Source organism: Achromobacter ruhlandii (genome assembly GCF_002082135.1).
In the GTDB taxonomy this organism is placed as follows: Bacteria; Pseudomonadota; Gammaproteobacteria; order Burkholderiales; family Burkholderiaceae_B; genus Achromobacter; species Achromobacter ruhlandii.
In genome coordinates this window covers 4752640-4773286 of the sequence record NZ_CP017433.1, presented here as the reverse complement: position 1 = coordinate 4773286, position 20647 = coordinate 4752640, and the positions used below count along the sequence as shown (strand labels likewise).

Genomic DNA, 20647 nt, shown 5'->3' with positions numbered 1-20647 from the left:
ATGTCGATGCCTCCTTCCGCCATGCGCGCCATCGTCGCGCGCGAACCGGGCGATGCCGATGTCCTGATGTTCGCCACCCGGCCCGTGCCGACGCCCGGGCCGGGTGAAGTGCTGTTGCGCGTGCGTGCCGCCGGCGTCAACCGGCCCGACATCATGCAACGCCAGGGGCTGGCGCGCCCGGCCGAAGGAGTGACCGACGTGCTCGGCCTGGAAGTGTGCGGCGAGGTGGCGGCCTGCGGCGCGGGCGTGCCCGAGGCGCTGCGCGGGCGACGCCTCATGAGCCTGCTGCCGGGAGGCGGTTATGCGCCGTGGTGCGTGGCGCGTCTGGATCATTCGTTGCCAGTGCCTGACGCTGTCGATGATGACGCCGCCGCCGCCTTGCCCGAAGGCCTGTTCACCCTCTGGCACAACCTGTTCGAGCTTGGCCGCCTGCGCACGGGCGAGACCGTGCTGATCCACGGCGCGGCCGGCGGCATCGGCACGCTGGCGATCCGCATGGCGCACGCGGCGGGAGCCCGGGTCATCGCCACCGCTGGCCGCGCCGAGCGCCTGGCCGCCCTGCGCGAGATGGGGGCGGTCGAGGCGGTGTGCTATCGCGATACGGACTTCGTGGCCACCTGTCGCGACCTGACCCAGGGGCGTGGCGTTGACGTGGTGCTGGACGTGGTCGGCGGCGACTATGTCGCGCGCAACCTGCAGGCGCTCGCGTTCGGTGGCCGTCATCTCAGCCTGTCGTTCCTGCAGGGATCCACGGTCACGCTGGACCTGCTGGTGTTGATGCAGAAGCAGTTGAGCCTGCACTCCTCGACACTGCGGCCGCAGAGCGCGACGGAAAAGACGCGCATGGCCCAGGCCATCACTCGCCACGTACTGCCGCTGGTGGCCGATGGCCGCGTGGCGCCACGCGTCTGTGCCCACCTGCCGCTGGCCGAGGCCGCGACCGCGCACCGCCTGCTCGAAAGCGGCGAGGTGTTCGGCAAAGTGGTGCTGCGTCCTTGAGGCCCGCCGCCCGTCCGATTGTTCCGCGACTTCCGATAAGGCTCCCGACCATGTTGAAACTGCTCTACGCCCCGACCTCCCCCTATGTGCGCAAGGTCATGGCCTGCGCCCACCTGGCGGGGCTGGCCGGCCGGATCCAATGGCTCGAAAGCGCGGCGCATCCCGTGCGCCGCGACGACCGTATCGCCGCGCACAACCCGCTGGCCAAGGTCCCGACGCTGATCCTGGAGGACGGTACCGCCCTGTACGACAGCCGCGTCATCTGCGAGTACCTGGCCGACCTGGGCGCCAGCGCCGACCTGTTTCCCGCGGCTGGCGCGCGCCGCTGGCAGGCCTTGACCCGCCAGGCGTTGGGCGATGGCCTGCTCGACGCCGCCCTGCTGGCGCGCTACGAACACACGGCACGGCCAGCAGAATTCCAATGGCCCGCCTGGCGCGAGGCGCAATTGGCCAAGGTGGCGGCCTGTCTGGACGCGATAGAGCAATGCGCGCCGATGCTGGCCACCCGCGCGCCCACCATCGGCGAAGTCACCCTGGGCTGCGCCCTCGGCTATCTGGACTTCCGTTTTCCAGAGTTGGACTGGCGCGCCCGCCATACCGCCGCCGCACGCTGGGAAGAGGCGTTTTCCGCCCTGCCCGCGATGCAGGCCACGCTTCCCCACGACATTTGAGGCAACGCGCCATGACGTCTTCCCCCGCCAATGCCGGCTTCGCGCCGGACTCGACCCTCTGGTTCCTGAACGGCCCCAACGCCAATCTGTATGGGTTGGACGCCAACAAGACCTACGGCAGCGACAGCTTCCCGGTGCTGCGCGAGCGTTGCGAGCGCAAGGCGGCCAGCCTGGGCCTGGGTCTGCGTTTCCTGCAATCCAACCACGAAGGCCAACTGGTCGACTGGATCCAGGAAGCGCGCGGCCAGGCGCCCGGGCTGATCATCAATGCCGCCGGCCTGACCTATTCCTCGGTGCCGATCCTGGACGCGCTACTGGCGTTTCCGGGCCGCATCATCGAGGTGCACATGAGCAACATCTGGCGGCGCGAGTCCTTCCGCCACCATTCGTATGTGTCCAAGGCGGCCGACGGCGTCATCGCGGGCCTGGGCGGCGATGGCTACGAGCTGGCCATCGAAGCCATGGCACGGCTGATCGCGCGCGCGCAATGAGGGCATGGCCATGTGCGAAGATGACGTGACGCCCTCCGGCGCGCTGGTGTTCTACAGCGAGTTCGACGATTTCGCCACCTGGCGCCGGGCGTTGCAGGCCCGCCTGCCGGCCTTGCGCATCCTGCATTCCAGCGAGGTCGGGGATCCGGCCGGCATCCACTATGCACTTGCGTGGAAGCCGCCGGCCGGATTCTTCGCCCGCATGCCCAATCTGCGCCTGATCATCAACCTGGGCGCAGGCGTGGATTCGCTGGTCGGACGTGACGACCTGCCCGCCGGTGTTCCGGTCACGCGCATCACCGACCCGGAGATGGCGCGCATGATGGCGGGCTATGTGCTGTTCGCCACGCTGCGCCACGCCCGCGATATTCCCTGGTTCGAGCAGGCGCAGCGCCGGGGGCAGTGGGCCTACCGCCATCCGCGCGCGCCGGCAGACACCCGCGTCGCGGTGCTCGGCCTGGGTGAACTGGGCGCCTATGCGGCCCGCGAATTGCAGCGCCAGGGCCTGACGGTGCTGGGCTGGTCGCGCAGCCCGCGCGATATCGAAGGTGTGCAGTGCCACGCTGGCATGGAGACGCTCGACGCGGTCATCGCGCAGGCCGATATCCTGGTGGTCATGCTGCCGCTCACCGCGCAGACGCGCGGCCTGCTCGGCCGCCAGCGGCTGATGCGCCTGCCGCGGGGCGCGGCCCTGGTCAACGTGGCGCGCGGGGCGCTGGTCGACCAGGCCGCCATGACCGACCTGCTGCAAAGCGGACATCTTGGCGCGGCCACGCTGGATGTCTTTGAACGGGAACCGCTGCCGGCGGACGACCCGCTGTGGCGGATGGACAATGTGCTGATCACGCCGCACCTGGCGTCGGTCGCCATTCCGGCCTCGGCGGCGGCGCAGATCGCCGACAACATCCTGCGGGTGTCTGGCGGCCAGGCGCCGCTGCAGCAGGTTGATGCGGGACGCGGTTATTGACCGCTATCGCGGCAAGGCAAGAGAAAGCGCGGGAATCCCATCCCGCGCTTTTTTTACGGCCGGGGTCAGCGCGTGTCCTCGATATTGAGGATGCGCCCCAGTCCCAGGAAATAGTTGGCGAAGGCCAGCAGGCCCGCCGTCACCGCGATGTAGACCACCGACAGCGCGGCCAGCGTGGGGTCGGCGAATTCGCGCACATAGTTGTACATGGACACGGGCAGCGTCTGCGTGGCCTGCGTCGTCACGAACAACGATGCGGTGAATTCGCTGAATGACATGATGGCGGCAAACAGCCAGCCGCCGAACAGGCCGGGCGCCAGCAGGGGGATGGTCACCGTGGCCATGACTTTCAACGGCGAAGCCCCCAGGCTGGCGGCGGCCTGTTCCAGCCGTTCATCGATGTTCTCCATCGAGACGTAGACGCTGCGCATGACGAAGGGCAGCACCAGCATCACGTGGCATAGGATCACCAGGGCATAACCGCGATTCACGTCGAGCTGGGCGGCCAGGATCAGCAAACCGAGTCCCAGCGTGAAATGCGGAATCACCAGCGGCGAGAGCAGGATCGCCTGCAGCAGCTCCTTGCCGGGGAACCCCATGCGCTTGACCGCGATGGCCAACGCGGTGCCGATGAACAGGGCCAGGGTCGAGGTCCAGGCCATCACGATCAGGCTGGCGCGAAATCCCTGCTGAAAATCGGGATATGTGAACACCCGCGTGTACCAGCGCAGCGACCAGCTTTGCGGCGGAAAGGTCAACAGCGCCTTGTCGTTGAACGACGCCAGCGTGACCACGAACACAGGCAGCAGCACGAACGCCAGGATCACGCAGATGAGCAGCGGCGCGCCCAGGCGCAGCGGCAAAGGGGGTTTGAAAGCCATGTCAGTGGGCTCCGATTGCCTTGAGGCGCTTGGTGGCGCGGCCGAGCAGCAGCAGCGCCGCGACCGTCAGGGCCAGGCCGCTGATGCTCAGGCTGGCCGCCAGCGGGAAGTTCATTGAGGAGAACCCCAGTTGGTACACCAGGGTGGAAACGGTGGGCACGCGGCCGCCGCCGATCATCTGCGGCGTGGCGAACGCGCTGAAGGTCCAGGCGAAGGCGGTCGTGATGCTGGCGATGATGCCCGGCATGGATAGGGGCAGCGTCACTGTGAGAAAGGTGCGCACCGGCCCCGCGCCCAGGCTTTGGGCCGCTTTTTCATAGTCGCGGTCGATGTGCGAGATGGCGGTGGCCAGCATCAGCACCACCACCGGTATCGTCACGTGCACCAGCGCGATCAATACGCCCAGGTGCGTGAACATCAGGTTCAGCGGCTGCTCGATCAGGCCGAGCTGGCGCAGCAGGGTGTTGAGAAAGCCGTTGTTGCCCAGCACGATGATCCACGAATAGGTGCGGACGATCTCGCCCAGGAACAGCGGCGTGATCGAGATGATCAGGATGCAGGATTTCAGCAGCCGGCGGCGTACGCGCACCAACGCGTAGGCCAGCGGGTACGCCACCAGCAGCGAGCACACGGTGGTCTCGATGCTGAGCAGCAGGGTGTTGAGGAACGCCGACAGGTAGATCGACTTGCCCAGCCCCGAGAAGTTGGCCAGCGTCAAGCCGCCGACTTCCATCGAACCGGGGATGAAGGCGCGCACGCTGAATTGCAGCACGGCGGCCATCGCCACCACGATGCACAATGCGATGAGGCCCGCCGGCGATATCAGCCATCCTCTCAGGCCGGAGCGCGTGTTCATGGATCGTATGACTTCCGTTTGAGGTTGCTTGCGGAAAAGGTTCACGTCCCGGCCGGGTTGGCGGCCGGGACGCGGGCGCGGCGCGCGGCGGCGCCGCGGCCGTCAGTTCATGAGGTTCTCTGTGAACCACTTGCGCCAGGTCGCGGTCTTCTCGGCGCGCAGCTTGTCGTCGATGACGATGGCCTGCTTGTCCCATTGCTCCTTGGTGGTGAACACGCCGGGCAACGCGGCATCCTCGGCCGAGACCTTGGCATTGGTGACGACCGGGCTGGCCTTCTTGTAGGCCACGATCTTGGATTGAACCTCGGGCGAGAGCGCGATGTTCATGAATTTGTAGGCCAGGTCGGTCTTGGCGCTGCCTTTCATGATGCCCATGGTATCGATGCCGAGCACGGCGCCTTCCTTGGGCATCGCGACCTTGATCGGCACGCCCTGGCCGATCATGTAGTAGGCGTTCATCGACAGCAGGATCTGCACCGGCGTTTCACCCGTCGCCATCAACTGCTGGCTGTTGGCGTCGTTGGTGTAGAACGCCTTGAAATTGGGCTTGAGGGCCTTGAGCTTGTCCGTGCCTTTTTCCCACGACGTGGCATCGCCGCCCGATAGCAGGGCGGCCACAGTGATGATGTGGCTGGGGTCGAAATCGGGGGCCGACAGCTTGCCTTTGAGGGCGGGATTCCACAGATCGTTCCAGCTATCGAACTTGATGTCCTTGGGGACCAGGTCGGGCCGGTAGCCGATCGTGTAGACGTACGCCCAGCTGCCCACGTGGTAGGGGCTGACCTTGGCGCGATCCACCAGGTTGGCGTAGTTCGGCAGCTTGGCGGTGTCGAGCTTTTCGAACAGGCCGCCATCGACGTACAGCCAGCCGATGTGCGAGGTGGTGAAGGTGATGTCGCTTTCGGGCGTCTTGGCCAGCTTGGCCTTGTTCAGCCGGTCGATGGTGCCGCCGGTGACGTACTTGACCGGTACGCCCGTCTGGCGCGTGAATTCCTTGCCGATGTTCTCGTCGATCAGGTCGCGGAAGCTGCCGCCCCAGGTGCTGACCACGAGCGCGTCCTCGGCCCAGGCCACGTTGGCCAGCAGGACGGTGGAAAAGAGACCGACTGCCGTAAGTTGTCGAATCATTGCAAACCCCTTGAATGTTTTGTGCCCGCCGAACGCCGCCGACCGGAATCCAGATGATGGGAGAGCCGTGCGGCAGCGGCCAAGTCGCCTTTTCCTTAGGCCTGGCTCGCAATTCCTGAGGCGCCGCGTAAACCCGGATGGCCCGGCCCGGGTCATGGTCCGGGTCGGAATTTCCGAGACCGGCCCCCGGAAAAAACAAATAGGCGCGGTCCGGCGCCGGGTCCGAAGATGGGCATCCCTGCCGTTCCCGCGGGAGCGGCCTTCGCCCGGCGCCATGCGCTGGCCCCATTTTTTCGAGAAGCCATGAAACATAAGCGCATCCGCACCTTCAACACCAAGGCGACCTATCCGGAACAGAACCTGGACAATGATCTTTGCCAGGCAGTGGTCGCCCGCGGCAGCACCGTGTTCCTGCGCGGGCAGATCGGCCAGAACCTGGAGACCTCGGAGAGCGTGTGCATTGGCGACGCCGCCGGCCAGACTGAACAGGCCATGGCCAATATCGCCATGCTGCTCAAGGAAGCGGGGGGCGAACTCGAGGACATCTGCAAGATCACCATCTACATCATCGATCCGCGCTATCGCGAGGCCGTCTACCGGGTGGTGGGACGCTGGCTCAAGGGCGTGTTTCCGGTGTCGACCGGCATCGTGGTGTCGGCGCTGGCCCGGCCCGAGTGGCTGGTCGAGATCGATGCCACCGCCGTGATCCCCGACTGACCGAGCCGGGAGGCCCGACCATGACCTTCTCGATCATTGCCCGTTGTCCGGCATCCGGCCAGTTCGGCGCCGCCGTATCGTCGTCCTCGCCCGCCGTCGCGTCGCGCTGTGTGCGCGTGCGCGCGGGGGTCGGCGCGGCCGTCAGCCAGAACATCACCGATCCGGCGCTCGGGCCCATGGCCCTGGACCTGATGGCGGCCGGGCAGACGCCGGCACAGGCATTGGAGCAACTGCGGCAGCGCCCGTTCATCGACTATCGCCAGTTGATGGCGATCGACGCCAGGCATCCACCCGCCATTTTCACGGGCGCCAGCGCGCTGGGCACGCTGGCCGCCGTGACGGGCGAGCATGCCGCGTGCGCCGGCAACATGCTGGCTTCGCCCGGGGTGCCGGGCGCCATGTTGGCGGCCTTCGAACAGGCCGAGGGCGTGCTCGCCGAACGCTTGATGCAGGCCCTGCTGGCCGGACAGGCCGCCGGCGGAGAGGCTGGGCCAGTGCATTCGGCCGGCCTGCTGGTGTGCCAGGACCTGGACTGGCCGATGGTGGATCTGCGCCTGGACTGGGTGGAGGAGAGGCCGGTCGAGGCCCTGTATGCGGTCTGGAAAGTCTATGAGCCACAGATTCCCGCCTATCTGACCCGCGCCCGCGATCCGCGCGATGCGCCGAGCTTCGGCGTGCCGGGAGACCTCTGAACGGGTCGACGGCGGCGATGGAGGAAATCCTTGCCCGGGGTCGGCGGCTGAGGGGATACTTTACGAGCACCCGCCCGCCCTGGCCGGTTTTCTGAATCCGCTTCCCCACCGCACCATGCTCAATCGCATTTCCCTCCGGCAGATGGAGTACTTCGTGGCGACCGCCAAGCACGGGAGCATCGCCGCCGCCTCCGCGCAGATCCATATCTCGCCGCCCTCGATCTCGGCTGCCATCGCCCACATCGAGGCGGAACTGGGGGTGCAGTTGTTCGTGCGGCATCCCTCCAAAGGGTTGGCGCTCACGCCGCTGGGCACGCAGGTCATGCAGGAATGCGAAGACCTTCTCGAACGCGCTTCCAGACTGTACGAGATCGCCTCCAATTCCAATGACACCATCCAGGGCGTGCTGCGCGTGGGCTGCTTCCAGCCGCTGGCCCCCATGATCGCGCCCGAGGTCATCTTCGGCTTCTCGCGCGCGTTCGAGAAGGTCGAACTGCACATGGCCGAGGGCGACCAGCAGGAGCTCATCAACCGCTTGCATCTGCTGGAAATCGATCTGGCCATCACCTACGACCTGCAACTGGGCGACGAGATCCACTTCGAGACGCTGGCGCACATGCCGCCGCACGTGCTGGTGAGCGAACTGCATCCGCTGGCGCAGCAGATTGCCGTGACGCTGGACGAACTGGCCCAACTGCCGATGGTGTTGCTGGACCTGCCCATGAGCCGCGAATACTTCCTGTCGCTGTTCGCCAAGGCCGGCCTGGAGCCGAACATCGTGGCGCGTTCCCGATCCGAGGACGTGGTGCGCTCGATGGTTGCCAACGGCATCGGCTACGCGCTGTTCAATGTGCGCCCCAAGTCGAGCCAGTCGCTCGACGGCAAGCGCCTGGTCCGGCTGCGGCTGGCGGGCGAGCACCGGCCGATGCTGCTGGGGCTGGCCACCTATCGGCCGATGAAGCCGTCGCGGTTGACGCAGGCCTTCATGCAACGTTGCCGCGCCTACATTTCCGATCAATACATTCCGGGCATGAGTGCGGCCAGCTTCTTCGATCCCTATATCTCCGGCCCGGCCGACGCCCCGCCTTCTTCCTGAGTGTCCCATGAGTCGTCTTCTCCCGCCCGACAGTCTGGCCCTGCTGCGCGAATTGATCGCGTTTCCTTCCGTCACGCTGACTTCCAATGCGAGCCTGATGGACCGCGTGCAGGAGGTGCTGGAGCAAGCCGGCATCGCCTCGATGCGGGTGCCGGATCCACGGGATGCGACGCGCTGCAATCTGTACGCCAGCGTCGGCCCGAGCGATGTGCCCGGGATCCTGTTGTCGGGCCATACCGACGTGGTGCCGGTCGAGGGCCAGCCCTGGACCACGCCGCCTTTCGAAGCGAGCGAGCGCGACGGCCGGCTGTACGGCCGCGGCGCCGCCGACATGAAAGGTTTCGTGGCCTGCGCGGTGATGGCCATGGCGCGCGCCGCGCGACGCCCGTTGAAGCGTCCGTTGTCGCTGGCGCTGTCGTTCGACGAGGAGATCGGCTGTGTCGGCGTGCGGCACCTGCTGCGCGAGCTGGAGGGCCTGGAGCCGCAGCCACTGTTGTGCGTGGTGGGTGAACCCACGCTGATGCAGATCGGGACCGGCCACAAGGGCAAGGCGGCCTATCGCGCGCATTGCTGCGGGCAGGCGGGCCATTCCGGCCTGGCGCCGCGCTTCGTCAATGCCATCCATACCGCCACCGACCTGGTGGGCGCGCTGCGCGACGTGCAGCGTGAGCTGGCCGAGCAGGGCCCGCGCGAGGAGGGCTACGCGATTGCCTACTCGACCGTGCATGCGGGCACCATCCGGGGCGGAACGGCGTTGAATATCGTGCCGGCCGATTGCGAGGTGGATTTCGAGATCCGCAATGTGGCCCAGGACGAGCCGCAGCGCATCCTGGCGCGCGTGCTGGAACGGACCCGGGCGCGGATGCGCGAGGCGCAGCCCCTGGCCGACGCCGCGCTGCCCGATATCGTGCCGGGCAACGCCTATCCGGGCCTGTCTGTGCCGCCGGATTCACCCGCGGTGCGCCTGCTGGCCTCGATGCTGCCGCCGGGCACGCCATGCACCAAGGTCGCCTTCGGCACCGAGGGCGGGCTGTTTGGCCAATTGTGGGCGCGCACGTCGGTGTTGGTGTGCGGCCCCGGCAGTATCGAAGTGGCCCACAAGGCCGATGAATACGTCGAGATTTCGCAGATCGAGGCCTGCGACGCCATGCTGGCGCGCCTGACCGATTACCTCTGCGGCTGACGCGGCCCAAAAAAGAAAAACCCCCGGGGCGAAGGTCCGGGGGTCTTTCGGGGTACTGCATTCCCCGGCCGAAGCCGGGGAGGCCATGCAAGGGAAGCGGGACTTAGAAGTCCATGCCGCCCATGCCGCCCATGCCGCCGGGCATGGCCGGGGCAGCGGGCTTGTCTTCGGCCAGTTCCACAACGGCGGCTTCGGCGGTCAGCAGCAGGCTGGCGACGGAGGCGGCGTTCTGCAGGGCGGTGCGGGTCACCTTGGTGGGATCCAGCACGCCTTGCTCGACCAGGTCGGTGTACTCGCCGGTCGCGGCGTTGTAGCCGTAGTTGCCCTTGCCTTGCAGCACGGTGTTGACCACCACGCTGGCTTCTTCGCCGGCGTTGGTGACGATGGTGCGCAGCGGCTCTTCGACGGCACGCAGGATCAGCTTGATGCCGGCGTTCTGGTCAGGCGTGTCGCCCTTCAGGTCGGTGATGGCTTGCTTGGCGCGCAGCAGGGCCACGCCGCCGCCGGCCACAACGCCTTCTTCCACCGCAGCGCGCGTGGCGTGCAGGGCGTCTTCGACGCGAGCCTTCTTTTCCTTCATTTCGACTTCGGTGGCAGCGCCAACGCGAATCACGGCAACGCCGCCGGCCAGCTTGGCCACGCGTTCTTGCAGCTTTTCACGGTCGTAGTCGGACGTGGCTTCTTCGATCTGGATGCGGATCTGCTTGACGCGCGCTTCGATCGACTTGCTGTCGCCAGCGCCGTCGATGATCGTGGTGTTTTCCTTGCCCACTTCGATGCGCTTGGCCTGACCCAGCTCAGCCAGGGTGGCCTTTTCCAGCGACATGCCGGTTTCTTCGGAGATCACCGTGCCGCCCGTCAGGATGGCGATGTCTTCCAGCATGGCCTTGCGGCGGTCGCCGAAGCCAGGCGCCTTGACGGCGGTGGTCTTCAGGATGCCACGGATGTTGTTGACCACCAGGGTCGCCAGGGCTTCGCCCTCGACGTCTTCGGCGATGATCAGCAGCGGACGGCTCGACTTGGCGACTTGTTCCAGCACCGGCAGCAGGTCACGGATGTTGCTGATCTTCTTGTCGAAGATCAGGACGAACGGGTCTTCCAGCGCGGCGACTTGCTTTTCCGGGCTGTTGATGAAGTAGGGCGACAGGTAGCCGCGGTCGAATTGCATGCCTTCGACGACGTCCAGCTCGTTTTCCAGCGACTTGCCGTCTTCGACGGTGATGACGCCTTCCTTGCCGACCTTGTCCATCGCGTCAGCGATGATCTGGCCGATCGAGGAGTCGCTGTTGGCCGAGATCGAGCCAACCTGGGCGATTTCCTTGCTGGTCGTGACCGGCTTGGATTGCTTCTTCAGTTCGGCGACGGCGGCGGCGACAGCCTTGTCGATGCCGCGCTTCAGGTCGATCGGGTTGAAACCGGCGGCAACGTACTTCAGGCCTTCCTGAACGATGGCCTGGGCCAGCACGGTGGCGGTGGTGGTGCCGTCACCGGCGTTGTCGGAGGTCTTGGAGGCGACGTCCTTGACCAGCTGGGCGCCGATGTTCTCGAACTTGTCCTTCAGTTCGATTTCCTTGGCGACGGAGACGCCGTCCTTGGTCACGGTCGGGGCGCCGAACGAGCGCTCCAGCACGACGTTGCGACCCTTGGGGCCCAGGGTGGTCTTGACGGCGTTGGCGAGGACATTCACGCCACGGACGATGCGCACGCGGGCGTCGTCACCGAACAGTACTTGCTTGGCAGCCATTTGTTAGCTTCCTTCGAAAATTCGTTTGAGGCAGGGTTTACTGGACCACGGCGAGGATTTCGTCCTCGCGGATGACGAGCAGCTCTTCGCCATCGACCTTGACGGCCTGGCCGGCGTACTTGCCGAACAGAACCTTGTCGCCAGCCTTCAGGTCGACCGGCAGGATCTTGCCGTCTTCGGTCTTCTTGCCGGGGCCGACGGCCACGACTTCACCCTGGTCGGGCTTTTCAGCGGCGCTGTCGGGGATGACGATGCCCGACGCAGTCTTGCGCTCGTTTTCGAGGCGTTTGACGATCACGCGATCGCCCAGGGGACGCAAGGCCATGAGGAACTCCTGTTACTAGAGAAGAAAGTGAATGATCGGTTGGGCCCGGGAGGATTGTTAGCACTCACCGGAGTCGAGTGCTAATTATAGGGATGATGTTCCGGGGTTCAAGGGGGAGAGCGGTGGCTGTTACATATGGGGCGGGTGGCAAGGCGCCTTGTGGTGCGTCCCTTTTTTTAGCGGATTCAGCTAAAGGGTCCGGGGGGCGAGAGTCTGCGCAAGAAGTTCTCTCACGCCCAAGGAGCCAATACATGCCCGCCAGCCTGCGCGCAATTCAATCGGATATCACGAAGCTTCGCGTGGACGCCATCGTCAACGCCGCGAATTCCTCATTGCTTGGGGCGGCGAGTGTCGAATTTCGTTCGACTTGAGATTCGGCTCACTGAAGTTGGCACGTGGACGAGTGTAGATTGAGGCGGCGTGTGGATTGAAAGCCCGTTCATTGGCAGGCCGTGCCTTGCTCGATAGGTTATATATCCACTGAAGAGCGACCTGCTAGCATGTGTTGTGCTGTACCAAAGACATCATCGACATACAACTTGAGAAGATAGGATCATGACCCCGCCGCATTCAAGACGCCCACCCGCTGACGTACTGAAGGCACGGTATACACCTGCGATGAAGCTTCTCTTTACGTTGGGCCTCGCAATGCTAGCGACCTACGCCCAAGCCGCCAGTTTTGATTGCAACAAGGCCGCGAGCACGACGGAAAAGTTGATCTGTAGCGATGCCGAGACCTCCGCGCTGGACGGCAAATTGCAGGGGGCCTATAAGGCAGCACTAGCCGCAACCGATGCCTATGGCAAGAAAGCGTTGGCTGAAGAACAGCGCAACTGGATTAAATACGCGCGTGGCATTTGTCAAGACAGCGCCTGCCTGCGGCAAGCATACACAAGCCGCATCGCCCTGCTGGGGCGTAATGAGAAACATATTGCCAATGGCGAGGTGTACTCGGACTGCAAGCTGCCGGGCAACCAAACCGCCAGTGGCGAATGCGTCAATGTTGTGCCGATTCGTGATCCCAACTCCCGTGTGGAATCGTTCAACCAATCGCTGGGGCAGCAGAAGCAAAACGGCCGAATCATCGGTTGTAGCCGGCTGATTGATCTGCCGGTTGGCGTCGCCGGAAGTAATCACAGTTTTGGCGGTTCCTGCGTATTGCAGGAAGGCACGCAGCGCAAGGACGTGAGGATCTGCAACGACGATATGTTCGGTCATTTCCAAGTAGAGCCGTCCACGCCCCAGGATGCCTCGGACAAGCGCTTGGTCGACTTTACTTACGCACAATGCTATGGCGGTTGATGGTAAACGTCCGGCTCTCACCGTGTAGAGGCCATCTTGGCGCTCAGGCAAGGGCTTTGCGCGGTGAGAGCCGGACGTTTACCTCACCCAGCCAGCCTCCCCATCACTTCTTCTTATCCCGGTGTTCGAGGGGGACCGCGCCGGCCTGCAGGCGGCGTACCGGATCGCGCGCGACCGCGAGCTGACGCTGGCGCCGTTCGTCCATGCCGTGTTCGCCACCGGCCACGACGAGGCCAACCGCGCGGTGTTCCGCGCCCAGCCGGCCGACGATCTGGACCTGGTCGGCATCGCCCTGCGCGGTCCGAAAAGGCGGTGGACAAGGCGGTCAAGGGGCTGTCGCTGCATCCTTGATGCTGTCGCTGTCGCTGTCGCTGTCGCTGTCGCTGTCGCTGTCGGACGCGGGACGCGCCGGCGCGCCGTCCCGGTAGGCCACCGAGACCATGGCGCCGACGACGAACGTCATCACGATGAAGAGCGTCAGATAGGCCACGATCCAATACGGTCCGCCGTCCACGGCATAGCCCAGGTACTGGTATAGCGCGCTGTGGGCCAGGCCGCCCGCGCTCACCAGGATGCCCAGGGCCAGCATCAGCGGCCAGCGCGGGTAGGGCATGGCGGCGCGCACGCCGCGCAAGCCGGTTGCGCCGGTCACGGCGGCGCGCGGCAGAGCGGGCGTCAGCAGCGCCAACCCGTACAGGATCGGCAGCCAGAGCACCAGCGCCACGGGCACCAGCGCCGCGAAGAACAGGCCCGATTCCGGGCCGTTCATCAGCGCGAACAACACGTAGGGCAGGTCGCCGGTGGCGCGCGCCAGCATCGTCACGACCACCGCCAGAAGGCCCAGCATCACCAGGTGCCAGGCTTGCGCCGTACTGCCGGGGGCATCGATCCGCGTATCGTCCGCGCGCGCGATGACCCGGTGCCAGGCGTACGTCATGCGCGAGAATGCAATCAGGTTGACCAGCGCGAACAGCAGGAACAGGCCGCCCTTAAGCCAGTACAGCGACGCGGCCAGAATGGCGAACGGCAGCGACAATAGGAACACCGCCAGCGACCACGGCGCGGCCGCCAGCATCGCGCGGCCATGGCGCCGGATGGCGCCAGCCGTTGCGTTGAAGAATGAAAGCGCTCCGCGTGCGTTCGACAAGTCGTTCCTCTGTGTGCAATCGACAGGGCCTTGTTTATACCGCAGCCGGGCCGCCCGGACATCAGCGTTTGCAAGCCTTTACCAAAAGAGGGGAGACCCGATGGAAGTGACCTTGAGCGGCAGGATGCGGGCCCGAGGCTATGGCGGTTTGGTAAACGTCCGGCTCTCACCGTGTAGACGCCATCCTGGCGCTCAGCCAAGGGCTTTGCGCGGTGCGGGCCTTTTGGCTGCGCTCAAATCCGGCTAGCATCGGTTGAACCGCTGTTCTATTCCGCCTCCCCGCATCCATGATGGAAGCCGCCGTGACCGAACCGACCGCCATTGCACTTTCAGCCGAAGCCGCATCGCATAAGGGCAAGTTTTTCCTGATCGACGCCGGCTTCCTGGGAGACGGCAGGGTGCCCGGCTTGGAAATCGCCAACGAAGAGACGCTGATCGATCCGGGGATGAACGTCATCTCGCGCCCTGATGGAATGCCAGATCAGTATCCGGCGCGTCCCCACCTGGTCCATGTTCCGCAAAAGGGCGCAATGCCCCGCGATCTGGAAGAGCTCGCTGGCATATGGATTGTGTCGGAGCCGTTGAAGCAGTTGTTTGAGCAGTTGGACGCCGAGGCGTTTGCGTTTGTGGCATGCGACTTCAGCCTTGCCGACGGCAGCCCCGGTCCTCGGTACTACCTGGGCAATGTGCTGCGCAGACTCGATGCCCTGGATGAAGCCTCTTCTCGCGTGAGAATCAAGCTCGACCACAATTATCAGACCGGCGAAGACGAGAAGCTTTATAGCCTCGTCGGCGGCGCCAGTTTGGTATTCAAACCGGAGGTTGTGGGAGGCGCCCATATCTTCCGCCAGGATCGTATGGGAGTGCCTCCCATCTGTGACCGCGCGATGTTTGACGCATTGCGCTCGGCCGGCTTCTCTGGTGTGCGGCTGCGCGATGTCGCCGATATTTGAGGATGTTCTGCACGACCCGCCGTGGACCGCTCCGCGCAGCCAACCGCCATCGACCGTCGAACCGGAGCCACGGACCATGCGGCCGCGCTCGCGTCTATAGTGTTGCGTCATTCCGGCCTCCCGTCCTGGCGGCGGGCCGGGACTTGTCTTTTGATTCAGGAAGCTTGCATGACCATGACCGCCGAACAGTTCCACAAACGCATCTGGGAGATCCTGGACCCCGTGGACACCGCGTATTTCGAGGTGGTGGCCGCGCCCGCGCCCGACGCGGCCGCGATCGCGAGCCTGGAGGCGGCTGTCGGGTTCCCGCTGCCGGCGGCGTTCGCGGCCTTCTGCCAGCGCACCAATGGCCTGTGCGTGATGGCGCGCGAGGAAGTCTGGCCGCGCGCCAAGGAGTTCGACGTCGGCCCCGCCTGGACCTTCTGGCGCGGCGTGGTGCTGTTGGGCATCGATGCGCCGGAGTTGCCCGAATGGGCCAGCATTTCGGCGCAGCAGCGCCAGCTTGCCGAGGCCGGTCTGCCTGGCATCCTGCCGGTGCTGAAGATCGTGGGCGACGGCAGCCGGATCTGGGGCGTGGACCAGGCGGGGGCCGTCGTGGCGATCGACGACTGGGCCGATCCGGAGCCGGTGAGCGGCGATCTCATCGATCTTTATGCCGAGCAGATCGCCGACCTGATGCGGCGCCAGCAGGACATGGCGCTGCGGCTGGCCGAACGCGCCAAGGGAAAACTCGGCAAGCTGCCGGAATAGCGGGCAGCGGGGCGCGGGCGGATCCGGTTGCCGGCACGCCGCCCGCCGGGAATGCGCGTCATCCGCCGGCGCGCGGGGAAAACGCATCCGGATACGTGACCAGGTCGGCGGCGTCGGAAACCCAGCCATCCTTGTCGTGCCGATACAAATCCAGCCGCTCGCGCATTTCTGGCGTCCAGCCGGTCCGGGCCGACATTGCGCACAGCAAGCCCAGGCCGATGCGCCGCATGCCGGCATTGCCTTCGGCGCCCAACCACGCTTCGACCTGGGTAAGCTGATCCAGGCGCGCGCCAGCCACCGTATCCGCGAGCGCATCCAGGATGTCGCCAACGACGCCGGGATGCAGCAAGTCCGAGGCCGCGGATTGCCGCGCGAGCGCCAGCGCCGCCTCTGGACGCAACACCGAGAACGCCAGTCGTAGCGCCAGTCCCGGATGCCAGCGTCTGGCCAGCAGGGCCGCGGCCAGCATGTCCGCCGACGCGGCCAGTTCCAGCTGGCCACGCTGCCGTTGCTGCTGGTACGCGGCGACAACCGCGGCCAATGCATGCGCCCGCGTCAGGCCCGCGAAACTGTCCGCCAGTTCGCGCGGCAGGCTTCCCGCATAAATGCCCAGCAGCGCGCCTGCCGCGAGTTCGACCAGTGACAAATCGACATCTCCGAGCCGCGCGGCCAGCGCCTGGTACAACGCGGGTGCGCCTTGCCCCGGAGGCATCGCGATCAGTCGTTCCAGCGTTTCCTTGCGGATCTGGGCATCGGAATGCCCGAGCAGCAAGGCGAGATGCTGGCTCAGGGCGCGCTGGCCATCCGGAGAAAGGCCCGTTGGCGGAATGCGGATGGTTGCGCGCGCCAGGGCCGGCGGCCCGCTGCGCGCGGCGGCGTGCAATCTGGGCCAGACCTCGGGACGGTCGAGGAAGTTCCAGTACGCTCGCGCCAAGGCGATCGCCACGTCCTGATGCAGCTTGGGCTCGGCTTCGATCCGGGCGAGAAATGCGAAGGCGCCATCCGTTCTCAGGTCGCCGGCAAGGCGGACGATCTCCTTGGCGACGGTGATCTTGCTTCGCGGCGCGCGGTCCAGCAGTTCCAGCACCTGCGCGGGGCGCAGGTTCATCAAGGATCGCCGCAAGGCATAGATGGCGACCCGGGCCCGGGCGTCATCCAGTGCCTGTATCAGCGCCGCCACCCCGCGTCCGGCGTCGGCGCGTCCGAGCGCTTCCAGCGCCTTGTCACGCAGCGCCTGGTCGGGCGTGTCGAGGCGCGCCAGGTCGACCAGCGGCGCCAGGTCGATGGATGGCATGGCCGCATAGCGCTGGACGCAGCCGTAGAGTTCCCAGGCGTTGCGCTGCGTGCTGGTGAGGATATCGAGCAGTTCGGCGGCATAGCATTGCTGCTGGGCCGCCGTCCACCGGAAGAATCCGTCTTCGTAGGCGGGGAGAAATGCCGCCTTGCCGCTGGGAAACCGCCCCTTGTAGACGCGGGCGGTCAGAAACGGCGTCAGCAGGTCTTGCCTGCGACGATGCAGATGCGAGGAGACCGCGGACACCTGGATCCAGCTCGGATCGGCCCCCAGCAGTTGGGGAATCAATTCCGCCGCGCGCTTGCGCAGTCCGAGCCGCACCAGCGCGTCCAGCCCGGAACGCGCCACATGGCCGCGTTTGTCGCGGGCCAGGTCGGAGATCATGTCGACAAACAGGTCCACGGCCTTCGCCCGGCATCCGAAGCCAAAGACGAGTTGCAGCGCCACCTGGGCGCGATCGCGCCGGATCCAGGTCTCGAGCAGTCCCATCAGGTGCGGGGCGATCCGGCGCAGTTCGCCATCGCTCATGCGGGATTCCCAGTGCCCCTGGCGCAGGTTGCCCATGCCGCCCATGCGCTCGACAAGGCCGGGCAGCGCGGCCACGACAAATGCGGTGTGGGGGGTGATGATGGACATCAACCATTGCATGGCCGCCAGCATGGTCTGGTGCGAGCAGTCGCGGGCGCGCAATGCGGCATCGATGAGCGCGGTGAACCCGGGCAGGTGCCCGGCTTCCCAGCGCGAAGGCGGCAGCGCCGCCAGGGCCGTCAGCATGGCAAGTCGCACAGGGTCCTGCTCGTTCTCGCGGGCCCGGCAGAAATCCAGAATGGCGGCCAGGCTCGATGCCTCGTATCGTCCTGTCCCTGCCACCGCCGCAACGGCCTGCGCGCGCAGCTCGCCATCGGGCTGCGACAGGAACGGCTGGGCCAGGGCCAGCGCTTCCTGGAATGGCAGGCAGGACAGGTACGGCAGCCGGACCAGCGGCTCGGCGGCGAGGCGTGGCGACGAGAACGCGCGGCGCGCTTCGGCCTGCCGGGCAGCGCTGGATAGTTCCCGCACGAACTCGAACGGCAAGGCCCCGCTGTCCTCGCGCCAGGCTTCGCCGCCCTGGCGATAGAGCGCGTCCCGCTGGTTTGCATGCAGTTGCTGGAAGACCGCGTGCAAGTCGGGGAGCGCGTCAACCGACCACAGTTTGCAGAGCGCGGACGCCTCCAGGCGCCGCAGGGTCTGCAGGGTGAAGGGAATGCGCTGTCTGCCGCCCAGGTCCTCGACGATGGCGGCGATCTGCGCCGGGAAGAAAGAGGCATAGCGCGCCAGCGGCAAATCCTGGACGGGAATGCGGGCGACCGCCACGCGCAACAGGCTCAACCCGGCCGCTCGGTCGCTGCGCAGCATGCGATAGAGCGCCGCCCTGATGGCAACGCGCAATGCATAGGAGGGATTGCCGGACTGCTCCAGTTCGTGCGCCAGCCTGTCGCGCACGAGCCCCGGCAAGCGCTGCGCCAGCGCCGCCCACTGCGGCGCCTCCAGCAACGCAACCTGTTCGGCATCCAGGCTGGCGCCGATGAATGCATCCGTCGTCCAAGGCAGCAGATGGCGGCGCGCCGCGCCTTCGAGTGTCGGATAGACGGCATCGTTGACCTGCCCGCGTCCGGCTCGCCAGAGCTGGCGGGCGAGCTCCCGGCGGCACGGCTTTGTCATGTCGGGCATCAGGCGGACCAGGATCTCGTCTGGCACCACACGCGCCGCCAGTCGGGCGGCACGCAACACCAGCATGGGCGATGGGTCGGCGAGCAGCGTGACGATCAGATCCGTCGCGCGCGAGCCGCTGGCCGACATCAGCGCCAGCAGCCGCTCGTAGTGGATCTCCGATTGCGCCAGCGACTTCAGGTCTTCGGCAAGCTGCGCATCCGCGATGGACTCACGACCGAGCGCCACCATCCGCCCGTAACGTTGATCATGGCCGAGGAGGGCGACCTCCGCGAGGATGCGCCGCGTGGACGGGCGGTGTTCTTTCCGTGGGGGCGTCATGGTCATGGGCAGGCAGTCGTAGGGTGGGCAGGGCGCCATTCGCACGGCGCGGCGGGAATCCGTTACGGGGATAGTAAATCGATTCTGCCCGCTGGCTTTCCGATGGGACCCCGCCCCTGGCCCGCGCGTGCGGGTATTGGATTCGCTGTAAGTAGACAAACTTTTCTAGAACGTTTATTCTAGTTTCAACGTTTGCCGACCCCCTTGCTTCATGATTTCCCGCACCTCCGCCATCGCCAAGCCGACCAGCGCCGAACTCGACGTGCTGCAGGCGCTCTGGGAAACCGGCCCCGCCACCGTCAAGCAGGTCCACGCCGCCATGGCCGCCGGGCGCGACAGCCTCACCTACGCCAACGTGCTGCGGCTGATGCAGATCATGCACGGCAAGGGCCTGCTGACGCGCGATGAAAGCCAGCGCTCGCACGTCTATGCCGCGGCCCAGAGCCAGAAGGCGACGCAGGGCGGGCTGGTCAGGGACCTGATCGGCAAGGCCTTCGCCGGGTCCGGCAAGGCACTGGTGCTGGCCGCCCTGCGCGAAGGCCGCGTCAGCAAGAAGGAACGCGCTGAAATCGAAGCCCTGCTGCGCGACGACAAGCTGTGACCGACTTCCTGCTCGCCACGGCCTGGACCCTCGGCGGCAGCCTGCCGGCGGTGGCCTGGAAAATCCTGTGCCTGCACGCCGCCACGCTGGCGTTGCTGGCATTGACGCGCCCCGAGGATGCCCGGCTGCGCTATGCGCTGCTGGGCGCAGCGTTGGCCGCTGGCGTGGCCATCGCGGTGACCGGGGTGGCGTTCGCCTGGCGCGGCCTGCCCGCCGCGGCCGTGTCGCCAGCGGCGGCGGCCGCCACGGCCTGGCCGCTGTGGCTGGCGCTGGCCTGGTTGGCCGGCAGCGCGCTCGCGGCGCTGCGGGTGTTGCTGGGGCTGGGTTGGCTGCGCCGCGCGTTGCGCGCCAGCGAACCGTGGCACGATCCCGCCTGGCAGGCGCGCGTGGCGGACATGGCCCGCCACCTGCGGCTGTCGCGCGCCGTCGGCCTGCGCCTGGCGCGCACCCTGTCCACGCCAGTCACCGCCGGCTGGTTCAAGCCGGTGATCCTGGTGCCGGCCTCGCTGGTCACCGGCATGCCGGCGGACCTGCTGGCGGCGCTCCTGGCGCATGAACTGGCGCACGTGCGGCGCCACGATTACCTGTTCAACCTGCTGCAGCACGCCGCCGAGGTGCTGCTGTTCTTTCACCCGTCTATCTGGTGGCTGTCGCGCCGCTTGAGGATCGAGCGCGAACGCATCGCCGACCAGATCGCCGCGGACGTGATCGGCGGCCCCATGCCGCTGGCGCGCGCGTTGCACGCCCTGGAGCGTGTCGCCGCCGCCACGCCACCGGCGCCGGTGGCGCCCGCCGCGCGGGACGGCGACCTGCTCGACC

At 66.4% G+C, this 20647-nt stretch carries 20 protein-coding genes and 2 pseudogenes; 15 read left to right on the top strand and 7 right to left on the bottom strand.

Going from position 1 to position 20647, the window contains the following annotated elements:
- From AruCF_RS21665 to AruCF_RS21650, 4 genes are read left to right on the top strand one after another with little or no spacing between them, the layout of a single operon-like run.
- Entirely contained in the window at positions 1-999 is a 999-nt protein-coding gene (locus AruCF_RS21665) for an NAD(P)H-quinone oxidoreductase (protein ID WP_049078097.1), read from the top strand.
- A gap of 50 nt (positions 1000-1049) precedes the next feature.
- A complete protein-coding gene (locus tag AruCF_RS21660; protein ID WP_080977489.1) occupies positions 1050-1670 on the top strand; it encodes a glutathione S-transferase in 621 nt (206 codons plus the stop codon).
- Positions 1671-1681: 11 nt separating this feature from the next.
- Positions 1682-2161 (top strand): type II 3-dehydroquinate dehydratase, encoded by a 480-nt coding sequence (locus AruCF_RS21655; RefSeq protein WP_049076081.1) that lies wholly within the window; start codon positions 1682-1684, stop codon positions 2159-2161.
- Positions 2162-2165: 4 nt separating this feature from the next.
- A complete protein-coding gene (locus AruCF_RS21650) occupies positions 2166-3128 on the top strand; it encodes a 2-hydroxyacid dehydrogenase (RefSeq protein WP_049076079.1) in 963 nt (320 codons plus the stop codon).
- A 65-nt stretch (positions 3129-3193) separates the two neighbouring features.
- Here AruCF_RS21650 and AruCF_RS21645 read toward each other — a convergent pair whose 3' ends face one another.
- The 3 genes from AruCF_RS21645 to AruCF_RS21635 all read right to left on the bottom strand — a co-directional run bounded on the left by AruCF_RS21645 (position 3194) and on the right by AruCF_RS21635 (position 5993).
- Positions 3194-4009 (bottom strand): ABC transporter permease, encoded by an 816-nt coding sequence (locus tag AruCF_RS21645; protein ID WP_049076077.1) that lies wholly within the window; start codon positions 4007-4009, stop codon positions 3194-3196.
- A gap of 1 nt (position 4010) precedes the next feature.
- Positions 4011-4865, bottom strand: coding sequence for an ABC transporter permease (locus AruCF_RS21640; protein WP_049076076.1), 855 nt, complete (start codon positions 4863-4865; stop codon positions 4011-4013).
- A gap of 102 nt (positions 4866-4967) precedes the next feature.
- Positions 4968-5993, bottom strand: coding sequence for an ABC transporter substrate-binding protein (locus tag AruCF_RS21635; RefSeq protein WP_049076075.1), 1026 nt, complete (start codon positions 5991-5993; stop codon positions 4968-4970).
- A gap of 303 nt (positions 5994-6296) precedes the next feature.
- On the opposite strand from AruCF_RS21635, the gene AruCF_RS21630 reads away from it, so the two are divergent.
- The 4 genes from AruCF_RS21630 (at position 6297) to argE (ending at position 9681) form a co-directional block, all read left to right on the top strand.
- Positions 6297-6710: a RidA family protein gene (locus AruCF_RS21630; protein WP_049076073.1), complete on the top strand. Its 414-nt coding sequence runs from the start codon at positions 6297-6299 to the stop codon at positions 6708-6710.
- A gap of 20 nt (positions 6711-6730) precedes the next feature.
- Positions 6731-7402 (top strand): DUF1028 domain-containing protein, encoded by a 672-nt coding sequence (locus AruCF_RS21625; protein ID WP_049076071.1) that lies wholly within the window; start codon positions 6731-6733, stop codon positions 7400-7402.
- 115 nt (positions 7403-7517) lie between these two features.
- Complete coding sequence (locus AruCF_RS21620; protein WP_049076070.1) at positions 7518-8498, top strand: LysR substrate-binding domain-containing protein; 981 nt, start codon at positions 7518-7520, stop codon at positions 8496-8498.
- A gap of 7 nt (positions 8499-8505) precedes the next feature.
- On the top strand, positions 8506-9681 hold the full coding sequence (gene argE / locus AruCF_RS21615; RefSeq protein ID WP_049076068.1) for an acetylornithine deacetylase: 1176 nt from the start codon (positions 8506-8508) through the stop codon (positions 9679-9681).
- Positions 9682-9784: 103 nt separating this feature from the next.
- On the opposite strand, the gene groL is transcribed toward argE, so the two are convergent.
- Positions 9785-11425, bottom strand: a complete 1641-nt coding sequence (gene groL, locus AruCF_RS21610; RefSeq protein WP_006385976.1) for a chaperonin GroEL — start codon at positions 11423-11425, stop codon at positions 9785-9787.
- 37 nt (positions 11426-11462) lie between these two features.
- Complete coding sequence (gene groES, locus AruCF_RS21605; RefSeq protein WP_006385977.1) at positions 11463-11750, bottom strand: co-chaperone GroES; 288 nt, start codon at positions 11748-11750, stop codon at positions 11463-11465.
- 251 nt (positions 11751-12001) lie between these two features.
- Between groES and AruCF_RS21600 the strand changes: the two are divergent.
- The 3 genes and pseudogenes from AruCF_RS21600 to AruCF_RS21590 all read left to right on the top strand — a co-directional run.
- Positions 12002-12106, top strand: a pseudogene (locus AruCF_RS21600) (O-acetyl-ADP-ribose deacetylase); the annotation flags it as partial.
- A 199-nt stretch (positions 12107-12305) separates the two neighbouring features.
- Entirely contained in the window at positions 12306-13052 is a 747-nt protein-coding gene (locus AruCF_RS21595; RefSeq protein WP_253827142.1) for a lysozyme inhibitor LprI family protein, read from the top strand.
- A gap of 115 nt (positions 13053-13167) precedes the next feature.
- Positions 13168-13403: pseudogene (locus tag AruCF_RS21590) on the top strand (DUF2000 family protein); the annotation flags it as partial.
- Here AruCF_RS21590 and AruCF_RS21585 read toward each other — a convergent pair.
- Positions 13378-14199, bottom strand: a complete 822-nt coding sequence (locus AruCF_RS21585; RefSeq protein WP_174655164.1) for a hypothetical protein — start codon at positions 14197-14199, stop codon at positions 13378-13380. The pseudogene AruCF_RS21590 and the gene AruCF_RS21585 sit on opposite strands and share 26 nt — an antisense overlap.
- A gap of 302 nt (positions 14200-14501) precedes the next feature.
- Between AruCF_RS21585 and AruCF_RS21580 the strand changes: the two genes are divergently transcribed.
- Together AruCF_RS21580 and AruCF_RS21575 are read left to right on the top strand one after the other, a co-directional pair.
- A complete protein-coding gene (locus AruCF_RS21580; RefSeq protein ID WP_235432698.1) occupies positions 14502-15152 on the top strand; it encodes an imm11 family protein in 651 nt (216 codons plus the stop codon).
- A 168-nt stretch (positions 15153-15320) separates the two neighbouring features.
- Positions 15321-15902, top strand: a complete 582-nt coding sequence (locus AruCF_RS21575; protein ID WP_049076063.1) for a hypothetical protein — start codon at positions 15321-15323, stop codon at positions 15900-15902.
- Between the two features lie 58 nt (positions 15903-15960).
- Here the strand turns inward: AruCF_RS21575 and AruCF_RS21570 are convergent, their stop codons facing one another.
- On the bottom strand, positions 15961-19233 hold the full coding sequence (locus AruCF_RS21570) for a hypothetical protein (protein ID WP_144419165.1): 3273 nt from the start codon (positions 19231-19233) through the stop codon (positions 15961-15963).
- Between the two features lie 205 nt (positions 19234-19438).
- On the opposite strand from AruCF_RS21570, the gene AruCF_RS21565 reads away from it, so the two are divergent.
- Together AruCF_RS21565 and AruCF_RS29590 are read left to right on the top strand one after the other, a co-directional pair.
- Entirely contained in the window at positions 19439-19828 is a 390-nt protein-coding gene (locus AruCF_RS21565) for a BlaI/MecI/CopY family transcriptional regulator (RefSeq protein ID WP_054415121.1), read from the top strand.
- The coding region (locus AruCF_RS29590; protein ID WP_167385888.1) for a M56 family metallopeptidase at positions 19825-20647 on the top strand (823 nt) is incomplete at its 3' end. The genes AruCF_RS21565 and AruCF_RS29590, both read left to right, overlap by 4 nt.

Bases quoted from the DNA above. Each gene is read 5' to 3' on its own strand.
- argE (WP_049076068.1), top strand. From the start codon at position 8,506: ATGAGTCGTCTTCTCCCGCCCGACAGTCTGGCCCTGCTGCGCGAATTG.
- AruCF_RS21630 (WP_049076073.1), top strand. From the start codon at position 6,297: ATGAAACATAAGCGCATCCGCACCTTCAACACCAAGGCGACCTATCCG.
- AruCF_RS21635 (WP_049076075.1), bottom strand. From the start codon at position 5,993: ATGATTCGACAACTTACGGCAGTCGGTCTCTTTTCCACCGTCCTGCTG.
- AruCF_RS21665 (WP_049078097.1), top strand. From the start codon at position 1: ATGTCGATGCCTCCTTCCGCCATGCGCGCCATCGTCGCGCGCGAACCG.
- groL (WP_006385976.1), bottom strand. From the start codon at position 11,425: ATGGCTGCCAAGCAAGTACTGTTCGGTGACGACGCCCGCGTGCGCATC.
- AruCF_RS21650 (WP_049076079.1), top strand. From the start codon at position 2,166: ATGGCCATGTGCGAAGATGACGTGACGCCCTCCGGCGCGCTGGTGTTC.
- AruCF_RS21595 (WP_253827142.1), top strand. From the start codon at position 12,306: ATGACCCCGCCGCATTCAAGACGCCCACCCGCTGACGTACTGAAGGCA.
- AruCF_RS21565 (WP_054415121.1), top strand. From the start codon at position 19,439: ATGATTTCCCGCACCTCCGCCATCGCCAAGCCGACCAGCGCCGAACTC.
- AruCF_RS21655 (WP_049076081.1), top strand. From the start codon at position 1,682: ATGACGTCTTCCCCCGCCAATGCCGGCTTCGCGCCGGACTCGACCCTC.
- AruCF_RS21570 (WP_144419165.1), bottom strand. From the start codon at position 19,233: ATGACCATGACGCCCCCACGGAAAGAACACCGCCCGTCCACGCGGCGC.
- AruCF_RS21625 (WP_049076071.1), top strand. From the start codon at position 6,731: ATGACCTTCTCGATCATTGCCCGTTGTCCGGCATCCGGCCAGTTCGGC.
- AruCF_RS21575 (WP_049076063.1), top strand. From the start codon at position 15,321: ATGACCATGACCGCCGAACAGTTCCACAAACGCATCTGGGAGATCCTG.
- groES (WP_006385977.1), bottom strand. From the start codon at position 11,750: ATGGCCTTGCGTCCCCTGGGCGATCGCGTGATCGTCAAACGCCTCGAA.
- AruCF_RS21620 (WP_049076070.1), top strand. From the start codon at position 7,518: ATGCTCAATCGCATTTCCCTCCGGCAGATGGAGTACTTCGTGGCGACC.
- AruCF_RS21640 (WP_049076076.1), bottom strand. From the start codon at position 4,865: ATGAACACGCGCTCCGGCCTGAGAGGATGGCTGATATCGCCGGCGGGC.
- AruCF_RS21645 (WP_049076077.1), bottom strand. From the start codon at position 4,009: ATGGCTTTCAAACCCCCTTTGCCGCTGCGCCTGGGCGCGCCGCTGCTC.
- AruCF_RS21660 (WP_080977489.1), top strand. From the start codon at position 1,050: ATGTTGAAACTGCTCTACGCCCCGACCTCCCCCTATGTGCGCAAGGTC.